This is a genomic window from Nocardioides dubius (assembly GCF_039528155.1).
GTDB classification, from domain to species: domain Bacteria; phylum Actinomycetota; class Actinomycetes; order Propionibacteriales; family Nocardioidaceae; genus Nocardioides; species Nocardioides dubius.
Window position 1 is genome coordinate 460,525 of the sequence record NZ_BAAALG010000002.1, and the last position, 19,264, is coordinate 479,788.

General features: G+C 70.5%; 18 protein-coding genes, 1 pseudogene and 1 riboswitch. Of the genes and pseudogenes, 14 read left to right on the forward strand and 5 right to left on the reverse strand.

The window, feature by feature from the left end:
- Together cobH and ABD151_RS04005 are read right to left on the reverse strand one after the other, a co-directional pair.
- Positions 1 to 181: pseudogene (gene cobH / locus ABD151_RS04000) on the reverse strand (precorrin-8X methylmutase); the annotation flags it as partial.
- Entirely contained in the window at positions 178 to 984 is an 807-nt protein-coding gene (locus tag ABD151_RS04005) for a nitrite reductase (RefSeq protein WP_343991581.1), read from the reverse strand. The pseudogene cobH and the gene ABD151_RS04005, both read right to left, overlap by 4 nt.
- A 94-nt stretch (positions 985 to 1,078) precedes the next feature.
- A riboswitch (cobalamin riboswitch) is annotated at positions 1,079 to 1,268 on the reverse strand.
- Between the two features lie 60 nt (positions 1,269 to 1,328).
- Here ABD151_RS04005 and ABD151_RS04010 point away from each other — a divergent pair.
- Positions 1,329 to 1,799, forward strand: coding sequence for a GNAT family N-acetyltransferase (locus ABD151_RS04010; RefSeq protein ID WP_343991583.1), 471 nt, complete (start codon positions 1,329 to 1,331; stop codon positions 1,797 to 1,799).
- A 5-nt stretch (positions 1,800 to 1,804) separates the two neighbouring features.
- On the opposite strand, the gene ABD151_RS04015 is transcribed toward ABD151_RS04010, so the two are convergent.
- Both ABD151_RS04015 and ABD151_RS04020 read right to left on the reverse strand, forming a co-directional pair.
- The gene (locus ABD151_RS04015) at positions 1,805 to 2,440 is read right to left on the reverse strand and encodes a PaaI family thioesterase (RefSeq protein ID WP_343991585.1); all 636 of its coding nucleotides are present in this window, start codon (positions 2,438 to 2,440) and stop codon (positions 1,805 to 1,807) included.
- A gap of 102 nt (positions 2,441 to 2,542) precedes the next feature.
- The gene (locus tag ABD151_RS04020; RefSeq protein ID WP_343991587.1) at positions 2,543 to 3,661 is read right to left on the reverse strand and encodes a GTP-binding protein; all 1,119 of its coding nucleotides are present in this window, start codon (positions 3,659 to 3,661) and stop codon (positions 2,543 to 2,545) included.
- Between the two features lie 160 nt (positions 3,662 to 3,821).
- On the opposite strand from ABD151_RS04020, the gene ABD151_RS04025 reads away from it, so the two are divergent.
- The 6 genes from ABD151_RS04025 to ABD151_RS04050 all read left to right on the forward strand — a co-directional run bounded on the left by ABD151_RS04025 (position 3,822) and on the right by ABD151_RS04050 (position 9,700).
- Positions 3,822 to 5,396, forward strand: a complete 1,575-nt coding sequence (locus tag ABD151_RS04025; protein WP_343991589.1) for an AMP-binding protein — start codon at positions 3,822 to 3,824, stop codon at positions 5,394 to 5,396.
- Between the two features lie 195 nt (positions 5,397 to 5,591).
- A complete protein-coding gene (locus ABD151_RS04030; protein ID WP_343991591.1) occupies positions 5,592 to 5,789 on the forward strand; it encodes a hypothetical protein in 198 nt (65 codons plus the stop codon).
- 9 nt (positions 5,790 to 5,798) lie between these two features.
- Complete coding sequence (locus ABD151_RS04035; protein WP_343991593.1) at positions 5,799 to 6,779, forward strand: TerC/Alx family metal homeostasis membrane protein; 981 nt, start codon at positions 5,799 to 5,801, stop codon at positions 6,777 to 6,779.
- 141 nt (positions 6,780 to 6,920) lie between these two features.
- Positions 6,921 to 8,165 carry an LLM class flavin-dependent oxidoreductase gene (locus tag ABD151_RS04040; RefSeq protein ID WP_343991595.1) on the forward strand — a complete coding sequence of 415 codons (1,245 nt, stop codon included), beginning with the start codon at positions 6,921 to 6,923 and terminating at the stop codon, positions 8,163 to 8,165.
- 30 nt (positions 8,166 to 8,195) lie between these two features.
- Positions 8,196 to 8,750, forward strand: coding sequence for a type II 3-dehydroquinate dehydratase (locus ABD151_RS04045; RefSeq protein ID WP_343991597.1), 555 nt, complete (start codon positions 8,196 to 8,198; stop codon positions 8,748 to 8,750).
- An 89-nt stretch (positions 8,751 to 8,839) separates the two neighbouring features.
- Positions 8,840 to 9,700, forward strand: coding sequence for a mycofactocin-coupled SDR family oxidoreductase (locus tag ABD151_RS04050; RefSeq protein WP_343991599.1), 861 nt, complete (start codon positions 8,840 to 8,842; stop codon positions 9,698 to 9,700).
- An 87-nt stretch (positions 9,701 to 9,787) separates the two neighbouring features.
- Here ABD151_RS04050 and ABD151_RS04055 read toward each other — a convergent pair whose 3' ends face one another.
- Positions 9,788 to 10,852: an ABC transporter substrate-binding protein gene (locus ABD151_RS04055; RefSeq protein ID WP_343991601.1), complete on the reverse strand. Its 1,065-nt coding sequence runs from the start codon at positions 10,850 to 10,852 to the stop codon at positions 9,788 to 9,790.
- Between the two features lie 324 nt (positions 10,853 to 11,176).
- Between ABD151_RS04055 and ABD151_RS04060 the strand changes: the two genes are divergently transcribed.
- The 7 genes from ABD151_RS04060 (at position 11,177) to ABD151_RS04090 (ending at position 19,254) form a co-directional block, all read left to right on the forward strand.
- Positions 11,177 to 11,692, forward strand: coding sequence for a flavin reductase family protein (locus ABD151_RS04060; RefSeq protein ID WP_343991603.1), 516 nt, complete (start codon positions 11,177 to 11,179; stop codon positions 11,690 to 11,692).
- 34 nt (positions 11,693 to 11,726) lie between these two features.
- Entirely contained in the window at positions 11,727 to 13,517 is a 1,791-nt protein-coding gene (locus tag ABD151_RS04065; protein WP_343991606.1) for a helix-turn-helix domain-containing protein, read from the forward strand.
- A 50-nt stretch (positions 13,518 to 13,567) separates the two neighbouring features.
- Positions 13,568 to 14,407 carry an ABC transporter ATP-binding protein gene (locus ABD151_RS04070; RefSeq protein WP_343991608.1) on the forward strand — a complete coding sequence of 280 codons (840 nt, stop codon included), beginning with the start codon at positions 13,568 to 13,570 and terminating at the stop codon, positions 14,405 to 14,407.
- A gap of 16 nt (positions 14,408 to 14,423) precedes the next feature.
- Entirely contained in the window at positions 14,424 to 15,281 is an 858-nt protein-coding gene (locus ABD151_RS04075) for an ABC transporter permease (RefSeq protein WP_343991610.1), read from the forward strand.
- Positions 15,278 to 17,068, forward strand: coding sequence for a helix-turn-helix domain-containing protein (locus ABD151_RS04080; protein WP_343991649.1), 1,791 nt, complete (start codon positions 15,278 to 15,280; stop codon positions 17,066 to 17,068). The genes ABD151_RS04075 and ABD151_RS04080 overlap by 4 nt, the downstream gene beginning before the upstream one ends.
- Before the next feature lie 36 nt (positions 17,069 to 17,104).
- A complete protein-coding gene (locus ABD151_RS04085; RefSeq protein ID WP_343991612.1) occupies positions 17,105 to 17,863 on the forward strand; it encodes an SDR family NAD(P)-dependent oxidoreductase in 759 nt (252 codons plus the stop codon).
- A gap of 146 nt (positions 17,864 to 18,009) precedes the next feature.
- Positions 18,010 to 19,254 (forward strand): LLM class flavin-dependent oxidoreductase, encoded by a 1,245-nt coding sequence (locus ABD151_RS04090; protein WP_343991614.1) that lies wholly within the window; start codon positions 18,010 to 18,012, stop codon positions 19,252 to 19,254.
- Positions 19,255 to 19,264: the final 10 nt, after the last annotated feature.

Here is a 19,264-nt window from a genome sequence, read left to right on the forward strand (position 1 = left end):
GGTCGTCGACGAGGTCGGTCTGCCCGCTGCCGTGGATCATCCGCACCGCCAGCTTCTCCGCGCTGGCCGGGACCCCCGCGAGGTTGCTCTCGCGACGGATCGTGGCGAAGGAGTCGAGGTAGATCGCCGGGCCGCGATCGATGTAGGGGTAGTGCCGGTTCGGACGGCGAGGGCTGGTCATCGGCTCTCCGGGGGGACGAGGACGCCACGCCAGGGCGTGACGATGAGGACGGATGAGGTGAGGAAGTAGAGGTCCGCACGGGTCAGGCCCGACGCAGGGACCGGCACATGCAGACCGCCGGGGACGCCGCCGTACTGCAACGGTGGCCGGCTGCCGGGCAGCCCCGGCGCGGGCGGCGCCGGCACCGTCAGCGGCTCGGCCAGCTCGTGGACGTGCCAGGCGGCACCGGGCCCCTGTCCACGGACGGCGAGGAAGCGCAGCGCGAGCTCGATCAACAGCGACGGGGCCTCGGCCAGCGGGACGACGCCGCTCCAGTGCCGGCCCACCCGCAGCTGGCAGCGCTCGGCGTCGAGGGCGACCAGGCCGAGGTCGCAGGTGCGCTCGAGCACGTCCCCGCGACCGTCGTCGAGCACGTGCAGGAAGCGCCCCGGCAGGGCTGCCAGGGCGGGCTCGGTGCACAGCAGCCGGTCCAGCTCGGCGACGACGGGGCGCAGGTCGGCCCGGCCGCCGGAGAGCCCGGTCTGCGGCGAGGCCATGATGTTGCGCGCCACATCGTGGGCGCGACTCGGCAGCAGCCCGGTCCGCTCGAAGGCCTGCTCGACCTCGCTCGGCAGCAACCGGCCGCAGGGTCCTGCCGGCAGCGCGCGCAGCTGCAGGTTGGTCCGCGTGGTCACGTGCACCGCGCCGTCGCCGAACTCCTCGGCGATCTCCAGGAGCTGCACGAAGGCGTCGCGGGTGACCCGGCCGCCGGGCAGCCGGAGCCGCACCAGCAGACCGTCGTCGGCCGGCCAGGGCCGGAGCACGCCCGGACACTGGTCGGGACGAGAACGCTTCGCCGGAGACACTGCACCACTCTTCGTCAAGGACCCTTGCGCGGAGTCCGCTGTGACCGGGCGACGGCTGTCACCAGGGCCAGCAGGTCTTCGGACTCGGTTCAACCGGAACGGAACGCCTTCCCAGGCCGATGGCCCAGTGGCTGTCATTGCTGACGTGTTCCGCCCGTCCCCTCACCGCTGCGCGTCAGTTCCGGATTCACACCGGATTCCCTGACTCCTGACGGAGTACGACTGGCCCGAGCAGGTTACCCCTCACTCACCACCGCCACGAACCGGGGTTGCCGACCGACGCCGCACCCTAGGGTGGGTCCATGAGCCCAGCCGAGATCGAGATCCGTGGCGCCCACCTCGACGAGGCCGAGCTGCTGACCGAGCTCGCCCTGCGCTCGAAGGCGCACTGGGGCTACTCGGCGGAGTTCCTGGCCGCCTGCCGCGACGAGCTGGCGGTGCGTCCCAGCGCGATCACCGCCGACGTGGTCCGGGTGGCGGCCCGTGGCGAGGAGGTGCTCGGCTTCTACGAGCTGAGTGGCGTGGTGCCGCACGGCGAGCTGGCGGCGCTGTTCGTGGAGCGCGACCAGATCGGCACCGGGGTCGGCGGCCGGCTGCTGGACCATGCCCTCGACGCCGCTTCCCGCCGCGGCTTCGGCTCGCTGGTGGTGGACGCCGACCCTGGCGCCGAGGCCTTCTACCTGCGGCACGGCGCGCGCCGGATCGGCGACAGCCTCAGCGGCTCGATCCCCGGGCGGCTGCTCCCCCGGCTGCTCTTCGAGATCGGCCGGTAGCCGCCTCAGTCGGGGGCGCCCGGGATCTCCACCAGCAGCGCCTCGGCGCTCACGGCCACGGTCTCCGGCTGACCCGGCCCGGAGGCCGGAAGCAGGATCTCCCCCACCGCGGTGGTCTTGCGGCCCTCGGTGCCGACGATCCGCCCGACCAGGCGCACCGGGGCGCCCAGCGGGATGGCCGCGCGGTAGGAGACCTGCAGGCCGACGGTGACCACCCGGCGGCGCTGGACCTGGGCGAGCACCGCGAGCAACGAGTCGAGGACCGCAGCGCTCAGCCCGCCGTGCATCGACCCGGGCGGGCCCTCGTAGAGCGGGCCCGGCACCAGGTCCGCGGAGGCGACGCCGTCGTGCACCCGCACGTCGAGTGGGATCGCCAGCGGGTTGTGCCGCCACAGCGGCCAGGAGGCGCCGGCCCGGACCCGGTCGATGGCAGCCAGGTCGAGGTGCTGGCGCAACGGCGTGGGGCGGCTGCGCTCCGCAAGCCGCGCGGCCAGCACCGCCAGCTCACCGCGGATCGCCTCGAGCTCCTCGGGGGCGAGCTCGCTGGTCGCGGCGGCGGTCATCAGCTCCCGCACCGTGGCGACCAGGTCGCCGGTGACCGCGATCCGCTCGTCGATGAGCTCGGCGTCGGCGTCCAGCATGGGGCACTCCTCGGTTGGGCGGACTCTGCGCCGAAGGCTAGGAGAGCCCGCGCCCAGCGCCCCGCGGCCTTCCCACTGGATGAAAGCGGTCCGCCCCGGCTCTCAGGCGACGCCGGCGATCGGGCCCAGCCACGGTTCGAATCCGTCCCAGCCCTCCGCCCAGCGCCAACCCTTGGCCGCCAGCTCGGCCTCGGTCACCAGGCTCCGCTCGAAGGCGGCGCTGATCGCCGCGCGCTCGGCGGAATCGTCGTCGAGGCCGATCACCACGATCCGGCTCTGCATCCGCTGGACGGCGGGACCTCGCGGCGCGATCCCGATGCTGACCTGACCGCCGGCACCGTCCCACACGCAGAGGTGGTCCGGCCTGCTCGGCAGCCAGAAGCAGCCCCGCGAGCGCCGTGGGCCCGCGCCGATCACCGCCAGCTCGTCACGGAACCGGAGCGGGTGCAGCGGACGGTCCGAGCGAAGGTCGAGACGCCAGGCGCCGCCCTGGGCGACCGGCGCCAGGTCGCCGGCCCGCGACGGCGCCACCCAGCTCTCCACATCGGCCGGGGAGCGCACGGCGCCGATCAGCGCCTCGGCGTCGAGCAGCGAGGTGTCCGCCAGCACCGCGGCTCCGGGGCGCACGAGCGTCCGCAGCAGCGACCACTCGGCGTCGGCGGCAGCGGCGGTGAGCGCGACGGCGTCGGCGTACTCCACCAGCGAGCAGGCCACCTCGGCCACCCCGCGCCGGTCCTCGCGCGACAGCGCCAGCCCGCGCTCGTCCAGGAGCTCGTCGCCCAGGAGGTCGTCGGCGATCCGAGCTCCATCGAGGGCCGCGACCACTCCGGCCACCGACGGCTGCGGGGCGTTGCTCGGGTTCCAGCCGAGGCTCCGGCAGACCTGGGTCGCCTCCGCGGAGACCGGCAGGCCGGCGATCATGCTCCGCCACCGTCCCTGTGCTGCCAGGCGTTGCAGCGCCGGGACGATGTCCTCGCGGATCGCGCAGGGCACGCAGACATGTTCGAGCGGGATCTCCTCGTGCTCGACGACCCCGCCCAGGTCGCTGACGGTGCGCACCAGCACGGCACGCTCCGCGTCGATGCGGTGCCGCACCGCGACGGCCTCCGGCGCGCCGAACTGGAGCGAGATCATCGCCGCCGAGATCGCCGCGTCGTCGATGCCGGTGACCACGACGACCGGCACCCGCGCCCGCGGCTGGCCGAGAAAGTCCGGGCTCATCAGGAACTCCCCTCAATTGAGAACGGTTCTCACTATAGGCCATCCACCACCACGCGGACCACTGCGGTCGCACCGCTGGACGGGACAGCGGAATGTGCCGTGGCTCACTCGGTGATTGCATGGCGCAACAACCGAGGGTTCGAGAGAGGAAACGTACGACGTGGAGACCGTGCAGCGGTGGGTCCGGGCCTTGGCCGACGAGCAGGAGACCGGTCTGGTCTACGGAGACGACCGCTGGTCGTGGGCGCAGACCGTGGGCGATGCCGCAGCACGCGCCCGCGTGCTCGCCGAGTACGCCCGCGCAGGTGAGCCCCTGCACGTGGGCGTGCTCATGGAGAACACCCCGGAGATGGTCCGGGCGCTGATCGCCGGAGCCGTCGGGGCGCATGTCACCGTCGGCATCAACGCCACCCGCCGCGGCGAGGCGCTGGCCCGCGACATCGTGCACACCGACGTCAACGTGGTGCTCACCGACGACCACCACGCCCCGTTGCTCGACGGCCTCGACCTCGGCGCGATCACCGTCCTCAACGTGGACGACGCCGCCTGGGCCGAGCGCGCCGCGCAGGCGGACCGCAGCGTCGAGGGATTCCGCGACGCCACCCCGACCGACACCTTCGTGCTGATCTTCACCTCCGGCACCTCCGGCGATCCCAAGGCGGTCAAGGTGCCGCACCTGCTGGCGACGGTCTCCGCCGAGATGCTGAGCCCGAACTACGGCCTCGGCCGCGACGACGTCTTCTACTGCGCGATGCCGCTCTTCCACTCCAACGCCATCGTCACCTCCTTCGCCCTGGCGCTCTACAACGCCGGCGACCTGGCCATCGTCCGCAAGTTCTCGGCGTCCGGCCTGCTCGGCGACATCCGCAAGCACGGCGCGACGTTCATGAACTACATCGGGAAGCCGCTGGCCTATGTGCTGGCCACCCCCGAGCAGGACGACGACGCCGAAAACCCCCTCCGCGTCGCCTACGGCAACGAGGCGACCGACCGCGACATCGCCGAGTTCTCGCGGCGCTTCGGCTGCACGGTGACCGACGGCTACGGCTCGACCGAGGGCGCGGTCTTCATCGTCCGCGACGAGTCCACCCCGCCCGGCTCGATCGGCAAGGCGGTCGGCGCCTCGACCGTGTGGAACCGCGACACCCGCACCGAGTGCCCGGCCGCGACCTTCGACGCCACCGGCCGGGTCAGCAACCTCGACGACGCCGTCGGCGAGCTGGTCAACCCCGAGGGTGGCGGCCTGTTCCAGGGCTACTACAACGACGAGGCCTCGACGAAGTCGCGTCTCGACGGCGGCGTCTACTGGTCCGGCGACCTCGCCTACCGCGACACCGCGGGCAACATCTTCCTGGCCGGGCGCACCGACGACTGGCTGCGGGTGGACGGCGAGAACCTGGCCACCGGCCCGATCGAGCGGCTGATGATGCGTCACGACGCGATCAGCCAGGCCGCCGTCTACAGCGTTCCGGACGAGTTCGTCGGCGACCGGCTGATGATCGCCCTGGTGCTGCGCGACCGCGCCACCCTCACCCCCGCTGCGTTCGAGACCTTCCTCGACGAGCAGGCCGACCTCTCCCCCAAGGCCCGCCCCTCGCTGGTGCGGATCACTGAGCAGATGCCGACCACCGCCACCAACAAGGTGATCAAGCGCGAGCTGCGCGCCGTCGGCACCGCGACCGACGACGTGATCTGGGAGCGCGAGCCGCGCAGCACCGCCTACACGGTGCGCTGAGCGACCGCTGCCGGCTCCCCTTCATCTCCGAGCCAGGCACCGCCGCGCACGGTTGTGCTGTGCGCCACATCGGGTCATCATGGAGGTGAAGGGGAGTACTCCCAACGCCGAGGCGTCGTCATCCCGGTTAGCACCCGGCGCCCGGGGCACTGCCGGGGAAGACCTTCATCAGCCCACTACTGATGGAGGTCCACCATGGTCACCGCTCACTCCCCCGTCTGGTTGATCAGCCGCGACGAGATCGTCGTCGCCGAGCTGATCGCGCTGGTCGGCGTCTTCATCTGGCTGGCCGCGCTGACCTGGTTCGTGGTCAGCGACGCGCTGCGTGCCCGCGCTCACCACCGCGACCACCCGCGCGACCCCAACAAGCACTTCCACCTGCACCATCGCTGACGGTCCGCCGTGTTCACCGGCATCGACTCCGTCGCCGGGCCCGCCCTGTGGCTGATCACCGTCGGCGCACTGCTGGCGCTGCTCGTCGTCGACTTCACACTGACGCGGCGCCCGCATGAGGTGGCGCTCGGCGAGGCCGTGCGCTGGTCGCTGTTCTACATCGCGCTGCCGCTCGCCTTCACCGGCTTCGTGTGGCTGCGCTTCGGCTCCCAGCACGGCATCGAGTACCTGGCCGGCTATGTGGTGGAGAAGTCGCTGAGCGTGGACAACCTGTTCGTCTTCATGCTGCTGCTCACCGCCTTCGCCGTCCCTGCCGAGCTCCAGCAACGGGTCCTCCTCTACGGCATCGTCGGCGCCCTGGTGCTGCGCGCCGTCTTCATCGCCCTCGGCGCCGCCGCGCTCGCCCGCTTCGACTGGGCCTTCCTGCTCTTCGGGCTGATCCTGGTGGTGAGCGCGGTGCGGATCCTGCGCGCCGCCGGCTCCGAACGCCAGAGCACCGTGGACGTCGACCGGCTGCGCAGCGTCCGGCTGCTCCGGCGGCTGGTCCCGGTCACCGCCGACTATCAGGGCCCGCGCCTGCTCGGCCGCATCGACGGACGCCGGGCGCTCACCCCGTTCGCCGTGGTCGTCTTCGCCGTGCTCACCACCGACGTCGTCTTCGCCGTCGACTCGGTGCCCGCCGTCTACGGCATCACCGGGGACCCGTACCTGGTCTTCGTGACCAACGCCTTCGCACTGCTCGGCTTGCGCGCGCTCTACTTCGTCCTGCACAGCATGCTCGCCCGGTTGGTGCACCTGAACTACGGGCTGGCACTGATCCTCGGCTTCATCGGCGCCAAGCTGACCCTGCACTGGGCGCACCTGCAATGGCCCGGCGTGCCCGAGGTGCCGACGCTCGCCTCGCTGGGCGTGATCGTGCTGATCCTGGCCGGGACCATCGCCAGCAGCCTCCATGCGGCGCGCGACCGGCACCCGCAGCGGCTCCCCTAGCCCTGGCCGGGCGACCCTGTGCCGAGCCACATCGATTCCCGGTTTTGTTTGGTCCCTCACCCGAAGAACCGGCCCTGCCATCTTCGTAACGTCGCTCACACCGGAGTCGAGCATCGGCTCTCCGAAGTGAAGGACGCAAACATGGTCAAGGTCATTCTTCAGCTCTACCCGCAGCTTCGCGCAACGCGGGAGGAGCGCATCGCCAAGGCGCCGATCGGCCGGGACTCCGACCTGTACCAGCAGGCGATCCGGGAGATGACCGGCCTCGTCCAGGGGTGCGAGGAGCTCGGCCTGTGGGGTGTGTCGGGGATCGAGCACCACTTCCACTCCGAGGGCTACGAGGTCGGACCGAACCCCGGCATGCTCAACGCCTACTGGGCCGGCTTCACCAGCAAGATCCGCCTCGGCCAGCTGGGCTACACGATCACCACGCACAACCCGTTCCGGGTCGCCGAGGACATCGCGATGGTGGACCACATCACCCAGGGCCGCACCTTCGCCGGATTCTCCCGCGGCTACCAGCAGCGCTGGACCGACGTGATCGGCCAGAACTACGGCTCCCGCGCGACCAAGTCCCCCACCGGCCTCACCGCCGAGCAGCGCGCCGAGCTGAGCGAGGCAGAGCTCAAGGCCCAGTACGAGAACGATGCGATCAACCGGAACATGTTCGAGGAGAACATCGGGCTGGTCGTCGACTGCTGGACCCAGGAGAGCATCGAGCGCAAGGACGGCCGTTGGCAGGTGCCGTTCCCCTACGCCGACGGGATCGACTGGAGCATGTCCGCGACCCGTGAGCTGGGCGCTCCGGGCGAGATGGACGACGACAACAAGGTCCGGCGGGTGAGCGTCGTGCCGAGCCCCTACACCAAGCCTCACCCGCAGGTCTTCGTGGCCAGCAACGCCAGCCTGGAGACCGTCGAGTTCTGTGGCCCGCGCGGCTACATCCCCTCCTACTTCTCCAAGATCGAGACCGCCGAGAAGTTCGGCCAGGCCTATGTCGACCGCGCGGCCGAGGCGGGCCTGAGCTACAAGCTCGGCCAGAACCAGGCCCTGGTGCGCTGGATGCAGATCGCCGAGACCGAGGCCGAGGCCCGCGAGAACATCCTCAAGTACGACCTCGACATCTTCAGCGACCTCTACACCGGCACCACCCCGATGAAGATCGAGGGCGACCCGGCCGACGCGATCGCGAACTGCGGCCTGTGGATGGCGGGCTCGATCGAGCAGGTGCGCGACAAGTTCATCTCCGAGTGGAAGCGGCTTCCCTCCGAGTACGTGGTGATGCCGTCGCACTTCGCCCAGCAGCCCGCCGAGGAGGTGCTGCGCCAGCTCGAGATGTTCATGACGCACGTGAAGCCCGCCCTCGACGACCTCACCCGCTACTGATCGCCCGTCACCCTCACCAAGGAGCAGCACATGAGCAACGTCTCTGCCGGATACGACCCGCAGCGCTGGTCGTCGATCCGCACCGGACAGACCCGCTACCGGATCGGCGTCATCGACGGGCCCAACATGTCGAACATGCACCGCCGCGACCGCAGCGTCTACGGTGGCGCCGCGATCGGCGACCTCCAGGAGTTCGTCCGCAGCTTCGGCGAGTCGATCAACGTCGAGACCCACCATCTGGTCTCCAACCACGAGGGCGAGATCGTGGAGTGGATCCACGAGAACGCGCCGGACTTCGACGGCTTCCTGATCAACCCGGCCGGCCTCACCTTCACCGGCGAGCCGACGAAGTGGGCGCTGGCCGACAGCAACAAGCCCTACATCGAGGTCCACTTCCGCAACGTGATCGCCGGCAAGGCGATGGCCCCGCTCGGCGACGAGCGCCGGTTCGTCTTCACCACCGCCGCCAAGGGCGAGGTCTTCGGCTTCCAGCAGTACAGCTACACCTCGGCCCTGCTGGGCCTGGTCTGGGTCCTCGACGACCCGGAGATGTCGAACACCCTCTCCATCGGCCAGATCTGCTGACCAGCTGACGGAGTTCCCCGTGCGGGTCGGAGCCATCGGCTCCGGCCCGCTTCGTCATCCACCCTCGCAACGATCGGTAGGCCCCCACCATGCGCGACTCACGACCTCCGCAGTTCCCCGACCGGCGGCGCCTGGCCGGCAAGGTCGCCTTCATCACCGGCGCCGCCCGCGGCGTCGGTCGCAGCCTGGCGACCACCCTGGCCGCCAACGGCGCCGACATCATCGCCCTGGACCTGTGTGCCGAGCCCGCCCCCGGCGGGCTCACCGGACCACCGACCAGCGCGGACCTGGCCGGCACCGTTCACCTCGTCGAGCAGCTCGGCGCACGCGCGGTCGCGCTGCCGGGCGACGTCCGCGACCGGCCCGCGCTGACCGCCGCTCTGGACGAGGCCGTGCGCCGGTTCGGGCGCCTCGACATCGTCTGCGCGAATGCCGGCCTCTTCCGGATCGCACCGACCCTCGAGGTGAGCGACGACGACTGGCAGGCGACGATCGACGTCAACCTGACCGGTGCCTGGAACACCTGCCGCGCAGCGCTCCCGCATCTGATCGCGGCCGGTGGCGGCTCGATCGTGATCACCAACTCCACCGCCGGCCTTCGCGGCGCCCCGGGCGCGATCCACTACGCGGCCAGCAAGCACGGCGTGGTCGGACTCACCCGGACCATCGCGAAGGAGTTCGGAGCCCACCAGGTGCGCTGCAACAGCGTGCATCCGACGGCGATCAACACCCCGATGATCCAGAACGAGGCGGCCCGGCGCACCTTCGCGGGGAGCGCATCCGCCACCGAGGCGGAGGCCGCGTCGGCCCGAGCAGCCCGCAACCCGCTCGGCGTCGACGTCGTCGAACCGGAGGACGTCGCCAACGCGGTGCTGTGGCTGGCCGGCGACGAGGCGCGCTTCGTCACCGGAGTGAGCCTCCCGGTCGACGCGGGCATGCTGGTGATGTGAGGGCCGCTCTGGGTGAGCGGCACCGCATGGACGCCCAGGGACGACCGACGCGCGGAGACGACGACGNNNNGCCCGTGGAGCATCGGCTCACTTCGTGATGCGTGCCGACTCCGTGATCAGGTCGTCGCAGGACTTATCGGCCTTGCCGCCGTCGACGGTGCCGTTGTCCACGAGCCAGTCGACCACGCTCATCACCTGGTCGCAGGAGGCCTCCGAGCCCCAGGAGTCGCGGGTGTTCTCGAGGACGGTCACGATCGTCTCCTCGCTGACCCCCGGCGCGTACTTCTTGAAGGTCTTGGCCGCTGCGGCCTCGTTGGCCGGATCCACGATCCACGCGACCGCCTCCGCGAGTGCGTCGGAGATCCGCTGGAACTTCTCCGGGTTCTTCTTGATCTCCGGGTCCATGCCCCAGGCGGCGCCGCCCACCCAGGACGAGAAGACGCCCTGGCTCTGGATGTCGGTCAGCCGCTCACCGGCACCGAGGCCGACCGTGAAGGCCGCCGCAGTGTCCTCCGCGAGCTGGATGTCGATCTGCCCCTCCTTGAGCGCCTGACCGCCGCCCTCACCGCCACCGATCGGGACGAAGGTGACGTCCTTCTCCTCGAGGCCGACCTCGTTCAGCAGGCTGAGACCGACCGTGTGCGACTCGGTGCCGAGGCCGCCGATGATGCCGATCTTCTTGCCCTTCACGCACTTCAGCGGCTCCGGGTAGGGCTGGCCCACGTACGCGCAGTCCTTGATCACGTCGTTGGAGCCGAACACGTGGTAGATCGACGTCGGCAGGGTCACCCCGACCATCTTCAGCGGCATGCCCGAGGCCCGGGCCGTCTCCACGCTCGTCACCCCGATCACCATCGAGTCGAGACTGCCGGAGGCCAGCGCCGAGATCATCGCCGGGCCCGTGGTGATGGTCTTGAGCGAGACCGCCAGGTCGTGCTTGTCGAAGAAGCCCTGCTCCTGCGCGACCCAGACCGGCAGCGAGACGAAGACCGGGAAGACGCCGAAGTCGACCTTGTCCTGTCCGGACGCGGTCTTCTGGTCGTCGTCCGCGCCACCACACGCGGCCAAGGTCGAGGTGAGGAGCAGCGCACCCAGTGCACCGGCGACAACGCGGCGCACAGGGCCGCGCCGAGCCGAGGAGAGAATCTTCATGAGCTCATCTACTTTCGTGGACACCGCAGAGCGATGGAACCCGTTCTGGACGTCAGAGGCCGCACTCCCGAATGACCCACGGACCCTGGTGGCACGGACGCTAGTTCGCTGACGCGGGCCCTCTGTGTCCCAATCCTAGGAAATCGTGGCGCCCGTCACGCCGCCCGCCCCAGGCCTTCAGCTCGGCCCCGGCCACCCGTCCCAGAAGTGAGACACGGACCATGGACACCCGGCTCCTACTGTGAGTCAGACCACGTCACGCGGGACCGCAGGATGCGGGACCGTCCCAGATCTGGTCACGCCTCAGTCAGACAGGAGCCACCCATGAGCACGCAAGAACTCGAACGAGCCGAGACGCCCGCCGAGGGGATCGACCCGGCCCAGCTGCGTCAGGTGATGTCCGCCTACCCGACCGGCATCACCGTGATCACCGCCGCCGGCCCGGACGGTCCGGTCGGGATGACCGCGAACTCCTTCACCTCGGTCTCCCTCGACCCGCCGCTGGTCCTCTTCTGCGCGGCCCTCACCTCGAGCACCTGGCCGAGCATCCGCGACGCCGAGCACTTCACCGTCAACCTGATGTCGGCACGTGGCCGCGAGACCGCCCAGCGCTTCGCCACCTCCGGCATCGACCGCTACGCAGGCGTCGCGCACCACGCCGGCGTCACCGGCTCCCCCATCCTCAGCGACGCCGACTCACACCTGGAGTGCGTGCTGGAGTCGACCCACGTCCTCGGCGACCACGCCGTGGCGATCGGACGGGTCGTCGGCGTCGGCGAGCGCGGCACCGACTCGCCGCTGATCTTCCACCGCAGCAAGATGCACTCCACGGAGCAGTGATGCGGATCCACGACGTCACCGAGGAGGTGCCTCGATGACCACCCACGCCTGTTCGAGCACCGCTCCCGGCGACGCCGTCGAACGGGTCACCTCCGACCACCTCGGCGCCATCGCCGAGGTGACCGCGGCCGTGCAGAACGAGGCCACGACCCAGGACGTCCTCGAGCTGATCGCGGCGAAGGTCGCGCATGCGACGGGACACACCATGGCGCTGGTGATGGCCATGGAGGGCGGCACCGCGCGGGTCGCCGCCTCCTACGGCGTCTCCGACCGCTACGTCGACGGCTTCGCCCAGCGCCTGATGACCACGACCGGCGAGTTCGTCGAGGCCCCCACCGCGCAGGCGTACCGCTCGCGACGCCCGATCGTCGCCTCCACCTCGTGGCTGGCGCTCGGCGACGAGTCCGAGCGGCGCGCCGAGGTGGAGGGCATCCGCTCGCTGCTCTCGATGCCGCTGGCCGGCCAGGAGAGCGCGCGCTACGTGATCAACGTGTACTGCCCGACGCCGCGCTGCTTCACCGATCCCAAGATCCTGGAGGCCGAGAGCCTCGCGAACGTCTTCGCCCTGCTCCTCGACATCCAGCTCACCCAGAGCAGCAAGCGGGTCGCCCAGGCCCACCAGGACCACCTGGTCAAGGCGCTCCAGGAGCGCTGCTCCGCTCTCCGCATCGCCCAGGGCAACCTGGACTCGGTCCAGCGCCTGGTCGCGGCCGGGGCCGGCCTGCCCGAGCTGCTCAACGAGCTCTCCGCGCTCTCCGGAGCCAGCTTCGAGGTGACGAACTCCTTCGGCCAGCTCCTGGCACGGACGCTCGGCGACCCGGCACACCCGACGTCGACGCCGCTGCGCCGCGAGGTGCTGTTGCAGGAGAAGCTCGTCGCCACCCTGCACATCGCCTGCGACCCCGAGCGCGCCAGCCGCACCGAGGTCGCGGCCCTGTTGCAGACGGCGCCCTCGCTGGTGGCGCTGGTATTGCAGCGCGAATGGGCCGGCTTGGATGCCGAGAGCAGGCTGCGGGGCAACCTCGTCGAGGAGCTGCTGACCTGCCCGAGCGGCAACCAGGACCAGCTGATCACCCACGCACGCGATCGCTGGGGCATCGACCTGACGCGGCCTCTGCGCCTGATCCTGGCCCGGGTCGAGAGCGCGCTCTCCCAGGAGACCGCCGCTCCCTCGACCCGGCCCCTGCTCCGGGCTGCCGAGCAGTTGGTGCGCCGCACCGACGGCGCGCTGCTGGTTGCGGAGCACGACGGCCACCTGGTCGTGCTCTGCACCGATGGGCCCGAGGAAGCCGCACGGCAGCTGGCCGACAACCTGCGTCGCGAGCTGGGTGCCCACGCCCGCGGTGCCCAGGTCTCCGCCGCGGTGGCCGATGCCAGCACCACCATCGCCGGTCACCGCGACTCCTACCAGCGGACGCTCTCCCTGCTCCAGGTGCTGGCCGCCTCCGGCCACCCCGAGCGGACGATCGGCGCCAAGGACCTCGGCCTGGCCCGGCTCCTGCTCGGGGTGAAGGACCCCGGCGAGCTGATCGCCTTCGCCACCGAGACCCTCGGTCCGGTGCAGGACTACGACCGGCGGCGCAACGGCGGCCTGGTGGAGACCCTGCGGACCTACTTCCAGCACGCCTGCAACGCCCAGGAGACCGGACGTCGGCTGCACCTGCACGCCAACTCGGTGGGGTACCGGCTCAAGCGGATCAGCGAGCTGCTCGGCATCGACAACCTCGGCGATCCGCAGGTGCTGCTGCGCCTCGAGCTGGCGCTGGCGATCGACCGGCTGAGCGCACCCACCGCCCCCGGCCCGAGCCTCGCCCCAGCCCGATGACCGGCCAGGCACCCGACTTGCACACCCCCAACCCTTCCTCTGGAGGAGCTATGAACCGCCCCCTGGATCTGCCCGCCGATGGCGCGCACCGGACATCGGTGCCTGCGGCGATCTCGGTCCGGAACCTGACCCACCACTTCGAGCGTCGCGGCGAGGAGCCCACGCTCGCGATCGACGACGTCTCGCTCGACATCGCCGAAGGCGAGTTCATCGCCCTGGTCGGGCCGAGCGGCTGCGGCAAGACGACCCTGCTGAACCTGGTCGCCGGCCTGGTGCCCTCGCAGTCCGGGCAGATCACCGTGCGGGGACTCCCGGTGACCCGCCCCAGTCGCGACGTCGGCTACATCTCGGCGCGTGACTCGCTGCTGCCGTGGCGGACGGCGGAGTCGAACGTCTGCTACGGCCTCGAGGTGCGTGGGGTGGCCAAGAAGGAGCGCCGGGAGCGGGCCCGCGCCGCGTTGGACCAGGTGGGCCTCGCGGGGTTCGAGAAGTCCTACCGCTCGCAGCTCTCCCAGGGCATGCGCCAGCGCGTGGCGATCGCCCGCACCTTGGCCACCGAGCCCGAGCTGCTGCTGCTCGACGAGCCCTTCTCCGCGCTCGACCAGCAGACCAAGCTGCTGCTGGAGAACACGTTCATCGACATCTGGGAGAAGAACCACCGCACCGTGCTGATGGTCACCCACGACATCGAGGAGGCGGTGGCGATGGCCGATCGGGTGGTGATGCTCTCGCACCGGCCCGGCCACGTGATCGCCGACATCAAGGTGGACCTGCCGCGGCCCCGCGACGCCGCAGAGATCCGCTACGACCCGAACTTCCGCGAAATCACTCACGGCGTCTGGGAGCTCCTGCGCCAAGAGATCGCCCAGCTCCACATCTCCCAGATCTGACAGGGGTCCTAGAGACATGACGACTTCCGTGCAAGAACACCAGGCCACCGCGGTGAGCCCCGACGTCGCCGAGCTGCCCGCGCACAAGCGGCCCGCCCGCCGCCTCCCCCGCTGGGTCTCCGGACGACGCATCGCGATCCTGGCGATCCAGGCGGCCCTGCTGGCCGCGCTCCTCGGACTGTGGGAGCTCGCCGTCAACAAGGGGTGGGCCAATGTGGTCTTCTACTCCAAGCCCTCGCTGATCTGGGAGCAGCTGCGCCTGTACCTGACCGGCCCCGACATCCTGCTGGACAGCCGGACCACGATCACCGAGACGCTGCTGGGCTTCGGGCTCGGCGTGGTGATCGGCGTCCCGCTGGGCCTGCTGCTGGGGCGCTACGGCTTCTTCCGCGCGGTGGTGGCCCCGTTCTTCACCGCGTTCAACGCGATGCCCCGCGTGGCCCTGGCCCCGATGTTCATCCTCTGGTTCGGGATCGGGATGAGCTCCAAGGTCTACCTGATCGCCAGCATCGTCTTCTTCCTGGTGATGGTCGCCACCGAGTCCGGCATCCGCACCATCGATCCCGACTTCGTGATGATGGGCCGTGCGATCGGCTCTTCGGAGCGGGACATGTTCCTCAAGATCATCCTGCCCGGCTCGATCCCCGCGATCTTCTCGGGTCTGCGCCTGGGCGCCGTCTTCGCCCTGCTGGGTGCGGTCTTCGCCGAGATGCTGGCGGCCGAGTCCGGCTGGGGCCGCAAGATCGCGATGGACTCGCAGAGCTTCCAGCCCGGTGCCGTCTTCGCCGTGCTCGTGGTGGTCATGGTCTTCGGTCTGCTGTTGGATGGCTTCATGTCCGCGATCGAGCGCCGGCTCATGCGTTGGCAGCAGTGAGCCCGGACGACGACGCGGCGGTGACCACCCGTGGGGTCGCCGCCGCGGACCCGCTGGAGGAGATGAACCGCGACCAGGCCCTGCGGCTGCGCTCGGCCCGCGAGGCCTTCCTGCACGGCGACGAGGCACCGGGGTGGGTGCGCCCGGAGATCAGGCGCTCCTGGTACCGATCGATGATGGCCGGGGTCTCCCCGAGCGGCCCGATCAACCTGCAGCCCGGCACCGGGGTGAATCCCGACAGCGCGCTGCTCCGTGCCGCGTCGCCGGTGGTCGATGCCCTGGTCCGCGACCTCGCCGACGCGCACGTGTGGATCCAGGTCGTCGATCGCAACGGCCAGATCGTCGGCCAGTGGGCGACCGACATGCCGTCGCAGAGCCGGGTCCAGGAGCTCTGCGCGGTCGGCACCGTGATCGACGAGGGCAACGTCGGCACCACGGTGCTGGCGACCGTGCTCGAGGAGCGCCGGCCGATGTCGGTATGGGGCCCCGAGCACTTCCACGAACACCTCTCCAACGTCGCCGGGGCCGGCGCGCCGATCGTGCATCCGGGCTCCGGCGTGCTGCAGGGCGCGGTGGCGGTGGGCTGCGACCTCTCCATCCCGATCGGCCTGCTGAGCACCCTGGTCAACCAGGCGGCCAAGGAGATCGGTGCCGCCCTGGTCTCCGGCTACGCCCGCGCGGACCGCGAGCTGCTGGACGTCTTCCTGCGCCTCGAGCGCCGTGGTCCGCGCCGCCCGGTCTTCGCCGTCAACGCCCGGCTGTGCGTGACGAACGCCGAGGCGGCGCAGTCCGCCGGCATGCCCAGCCATCAGGAGCTGTGGGCGGCCGTGCTGCGTGCTGCGGACGCCCAGCGCGACACCCGGCTGCTGACCCCGACCATCGCCGGGGTGCGGCTCTCGCTGCGTCTGGTCCACTCCGGCGACGAGCTGATCGGCGGACTGGCGCAGGCCAGCAAGGTGATCAGCGCCGAGGAGTCCGCTCCCGGCGCCGGCGACGGCAGCGAGACCACCCAGCCGCCGCCGGCCGGCCCGTTCACCCAGCTGCGCACCGAGATCACCGGCCAGCTGCGAACCTCGCCGTCGCTGCTGGTCCAAGGACCGATCGGGAGCGGGAAGGCGACCCTGGTCGCCGCGGCCGCGCAAGCACTCGGCAGCGATGTGCTGGCCGGTCGCGCGGTGGAGCTGCTCGATGCGGGCTCGCCCGACCTCGGGTCGGCGGACTGCTTCCTGCTCACCCACCTGGAGGAGGTGGGCGCGGAGCGCGAGGTCGAGTTCGCCCGGCTCTTCGCCGCGATCCAACGCAGTGCGCGCACTCTGGCCGCGACCTTCCGCACCGAGGCCGGGGTCGACGAGATGCCGCTGTGGCTCGTCCCCTACTTCGAGACCAGGCAACGCGTTCCGGCTCTGGTGGAGCTCGGGACCGAGCTGGACGCCGTGATCGCCGAGCTGCTCGCGGTGCCGGTCGAGGAGCTGGAGCGGGAGATCTCCGCCGAGGCCGTCCAGTGCCTCCGGGATCGTCCGTATCCGGGCAACCTGGGACAGCTGGAGCGCCTGCTGCGCAAGGCGCGGTCCCTCGCCGGTGCCACGCCGATCCTGCCGCAGCACCTCCCCCGGCCCGCCCATGCCCGCGCCACCACCCGGCAGCTGACCCCGCTCGAGCGCATCGAGCGGGACGCGATCGCCGCGGTGCTGGCGACCCATGCCGGCAACAAGGCGGCAGCGGCAGCACAGCTGGAGATGTCCCGCTCCACGTTCTACCGGCGGCTCGCCCAACTGGGCATCGTCTGAGCCGTCCCACCCGATCCGCTCGATGGAAGGACCAGCATGCGCCTGCTCGGAAAGTCGATCCTGATCACCGGTGCCGGTGGCGGGATCGGTGCGGCCACGGCCCGCCTCGCCGCCCACGAGGGCGCCGGTCATGTCTTCCTGGCCGACATCGATGAGAAGCTGGCCGCCCAGGCGACCGAGGAGGTCCGTGACCTGGGCGTCGTGGCCACCGCCCTGCACCTCGACGTCGTCCAGGAAGCGGACTGGATCGCCGCCGTCGCCGAGGTCGAGTCGACCGGCGCCGGCTTGGACATCCTGGTCAACAACGCCGGGCTCAGCGGAGGCACCGCCATCGACCCGTACGACTCGGCGCACTGGCATGTCCTGATGGACACCAACGCGGCGGGGACCTTCCTCGGCATGCACCATGCGATGGCGGCGATGCGGCGCACCGGGCGCGGCGGCTCGGTGGTCAACGTGGCCTCGGTCTCGGGGCTGATCGGCCAGGACTACGTACACCTCGGCTACAGCGCGTCGAAGGGCGCGGTGCGGATGCTCTCCAAGGCCGGCGCCGTGCGGCACGGACCCGAGGGGATCCGGGTCAACTCCGTCTACCCGGGCGTGCTGCCGCCGATGCGCAGCGCGATCACCACCCGCGGGAGCGAGGCGCGCGAGGCCGCCGTCCGCGGCATCCCGCTGCGCCGCCAGGGCGAGGTCGAGGAGGTCGCCCGCGCCATCGTCTTCCTGGCCTCGGACGAGGCCTCCTACATCACCGGCGCCGAGCTGGTGGTGGACGGCGGGTGGACCGCGATGTGATCGCGCACCGCCCGATCGCTTTGTGAGCACGACAGATTCCCCGTCCGTTCCCTGGGGTCGCACCCAAAGAATCGAGGGTCTCGAATTCCTAGATTCATCACCACCGGGCGCCGAACGTCGGACGCCCACAGTGAAAGGGACGTGACATGGTCAAGGTCATCCTCCAGCTCTACCCGGTGATCCCGGCGACCCGTGAGGAGCGGATCACCAAGGCTCCGATCGGCCGTGACGCCGACCTGTACCAGCAGGCGATCCGCGACATGCCGGGCCTGATCAAGGCCGCCGACGAGCTCGGCCTGTGGGGCGTCTCGGGCATCGAGCACCACTTCCACTCCGAGGGATACGAGATCGGCCCCAACCCGGGCCTGATGAACGTCTACTGGTCCAGCTTCACCAAGAACATGCGCGTCGGCCAGCTGGGCTACACGATCACCACGCACAACCCGTTCCGGGTCGCCGAGGACATCGCCGTCATCGACCACATCACCCAGGGCCGCACCTTCGCCGGCTTCTCCCGCGGCTTCCAGCAGCGCTGGACCGACGTGATCGGCCAGAACTACGGCAGCAAGGCGACCAAGTCGCCGACCGGGCACACCGCCGAGCAGCTGGCCGCGATGACCGATGAGGAGCGCAAGGCGCAGTTCGCCGACGACGCGATCAACCGCAGCCTGTTCGAGGAGAACGTCAACCTGGTGGTGGACTGCTGGACCCAGGACAGCGTGGAGCGCAAGGAGGGCCGCTGGCAGGTTCCGGTGCCCTACGAGGAGGGCATCGAGTGGGGCATGCTCGCCACCCGTGAGCTGGGCGCGCCGGGCGAGATGGACGAGAACAACCGGATCCGCCGGGTCAGCGTGACGCCCAGCCCCTACAGCGACCCGCACCCGCCGGTCTTCGTCGCCAGCAACGCCAGCCTGGAGACCGTGGAGTTCTGCGGACCCCGCGGCTTCATCCCCTCCTACTTCTCGAAGATCGACACCGCGGCCAAGTTCGGTCAGGCCTACGTCGACGCCGCGGCGCGTGCCGGCCTCGACTTCAAGCTCGGCCAGAACCAGGCCCTGTGCCGCTGGCTGCAGCTGGCCGAGACCGAGGCCGAGGCGCGCGAGAACGTCGTGAAGTACGACCTGGACATCTACAAGGACCTCTACGTCGGCACCACGCCGATGAAGATGGCCGAGGACCCGGTCGACTCGGTGCTGAACAGCGGCATGTGGATCGGCGGCTCCATCGAGCAGGTCCGTGACCAATTCGTCGAGCAGTGGAAGCGCCTGCCCGCCGAGTACGTGGTGATGCCCTCGCACTTCGCCCAGCAGCCCGCCGAGGACGTGATCCGCCAGCTCGAGCTGTTCATGACCCACGTCAAGCCTGCTCTCGACGAGATGACCCAGTACTGACCGGACCGGT

Excerpts from the sequence above, each read along its gene's own strand:
- ABD151_RS04010 (WP_343991583.1), top strand. The coding sequence starts at position 1,329 with ATGAGCCCAGCCGAGATCGAGATCCGTGGCGCCCACCTCGACGAGGCC.
- ABD151_RS04015 (WP_343991585.1), bottom strand. The coding sequence starts at position 2,440 with ATGCTGGACGCCGACGCCGAGCTCATCGACGAGCGGATCGCGGTCACC.
- ABD151_RS04020 (WP_343991587.1), bottom strand. The coding sequence starts at position 3,661 with ATGAGCCCGGACTTTCTCGGCCAGCCGCGGGCGCGGGTGCCGGTCGTC.
- ABD151_RS04030 (WP_343991591.1), top strand. The coding sequence starts at position 5,592 with ATGGTCACCGCTCACTCCCCCGTCTGGTTGATCAGCCGCGACGAGATC.
- ABD151_RS04040 (WP_343991595.1), top strand. The coding sequence starts at position 6,921 with ATGGTCAAGGTCATTCTTCAGCTCTACCCGCAGCTTCGCGCAACGCGG.
- ABD151_RS04045 (WP_343991597.1), top strand. The coding sequence starts at position 8,196 with ATGAGCAACGTCTCTGCCGGATACGACCCGCAGCGCTGGTCGTCGATC.
- ABD151_RS04050 (WP_343991599.1), top strand. The coding sequence starts at position 8,840 with ATGCGCGACTCACGACCTCCGCAGTTCCCCGACCGGCGGCGCCTGGCC.
- ABD151_RS04055 (WP_343991601.1), bottom strand. The coding sequence starts at position 10,852 with ATGAAGATTCTCTCCTCGGCTCGGCGCGGCCCTGTGCGCCGCGTTGTC.
- ABD151_RS04060 (WP_343991603.1), top strand. The coding sequence starts at position 11,177 with ATGAGCACGCAAGAACTCGAACGAGCCGAGACGCCCGCCGAGGGGATC.
- ABD151_RS04065 (WP_343991606.1), top strand. The coding sequence starts at position 11,727 with ATGACCACCCACGCCTGTTCGAGCACCGCTCCCGGCGACGCCGTCGAA.
- ABD151_RS04070 (WP_343991608.1), top strand. The coding sequence starts at position 13,568 with ATGAACCGCCCCCTGGATCTGCCCGCCGATGGCGCGCACCGGACATCG.
- ABD151_RS04075 (WP_343991610.1), top strand. The coding sequence starts at position 14,424 with ATGACGACTTCCGTGCAAGAACACCAGGCCACCGCGGTGAGCCCCGAC.
- ABD151_RS04085 (WP_343991612.1), top strand. The coding sequence starts at position 17,105 with ATGCGCCTGCTCGGAAAGTCGATCCTGATCACCGGTGCCGGTGGCGGG.
- ABD151_RS04090 (WP_343991614.1), top strand. The coding sequence starts at position 18,010 with ATGGTCAAGGTCATCCTCCAGCTCTACCCGGTGATCCCGGCGACCCGT.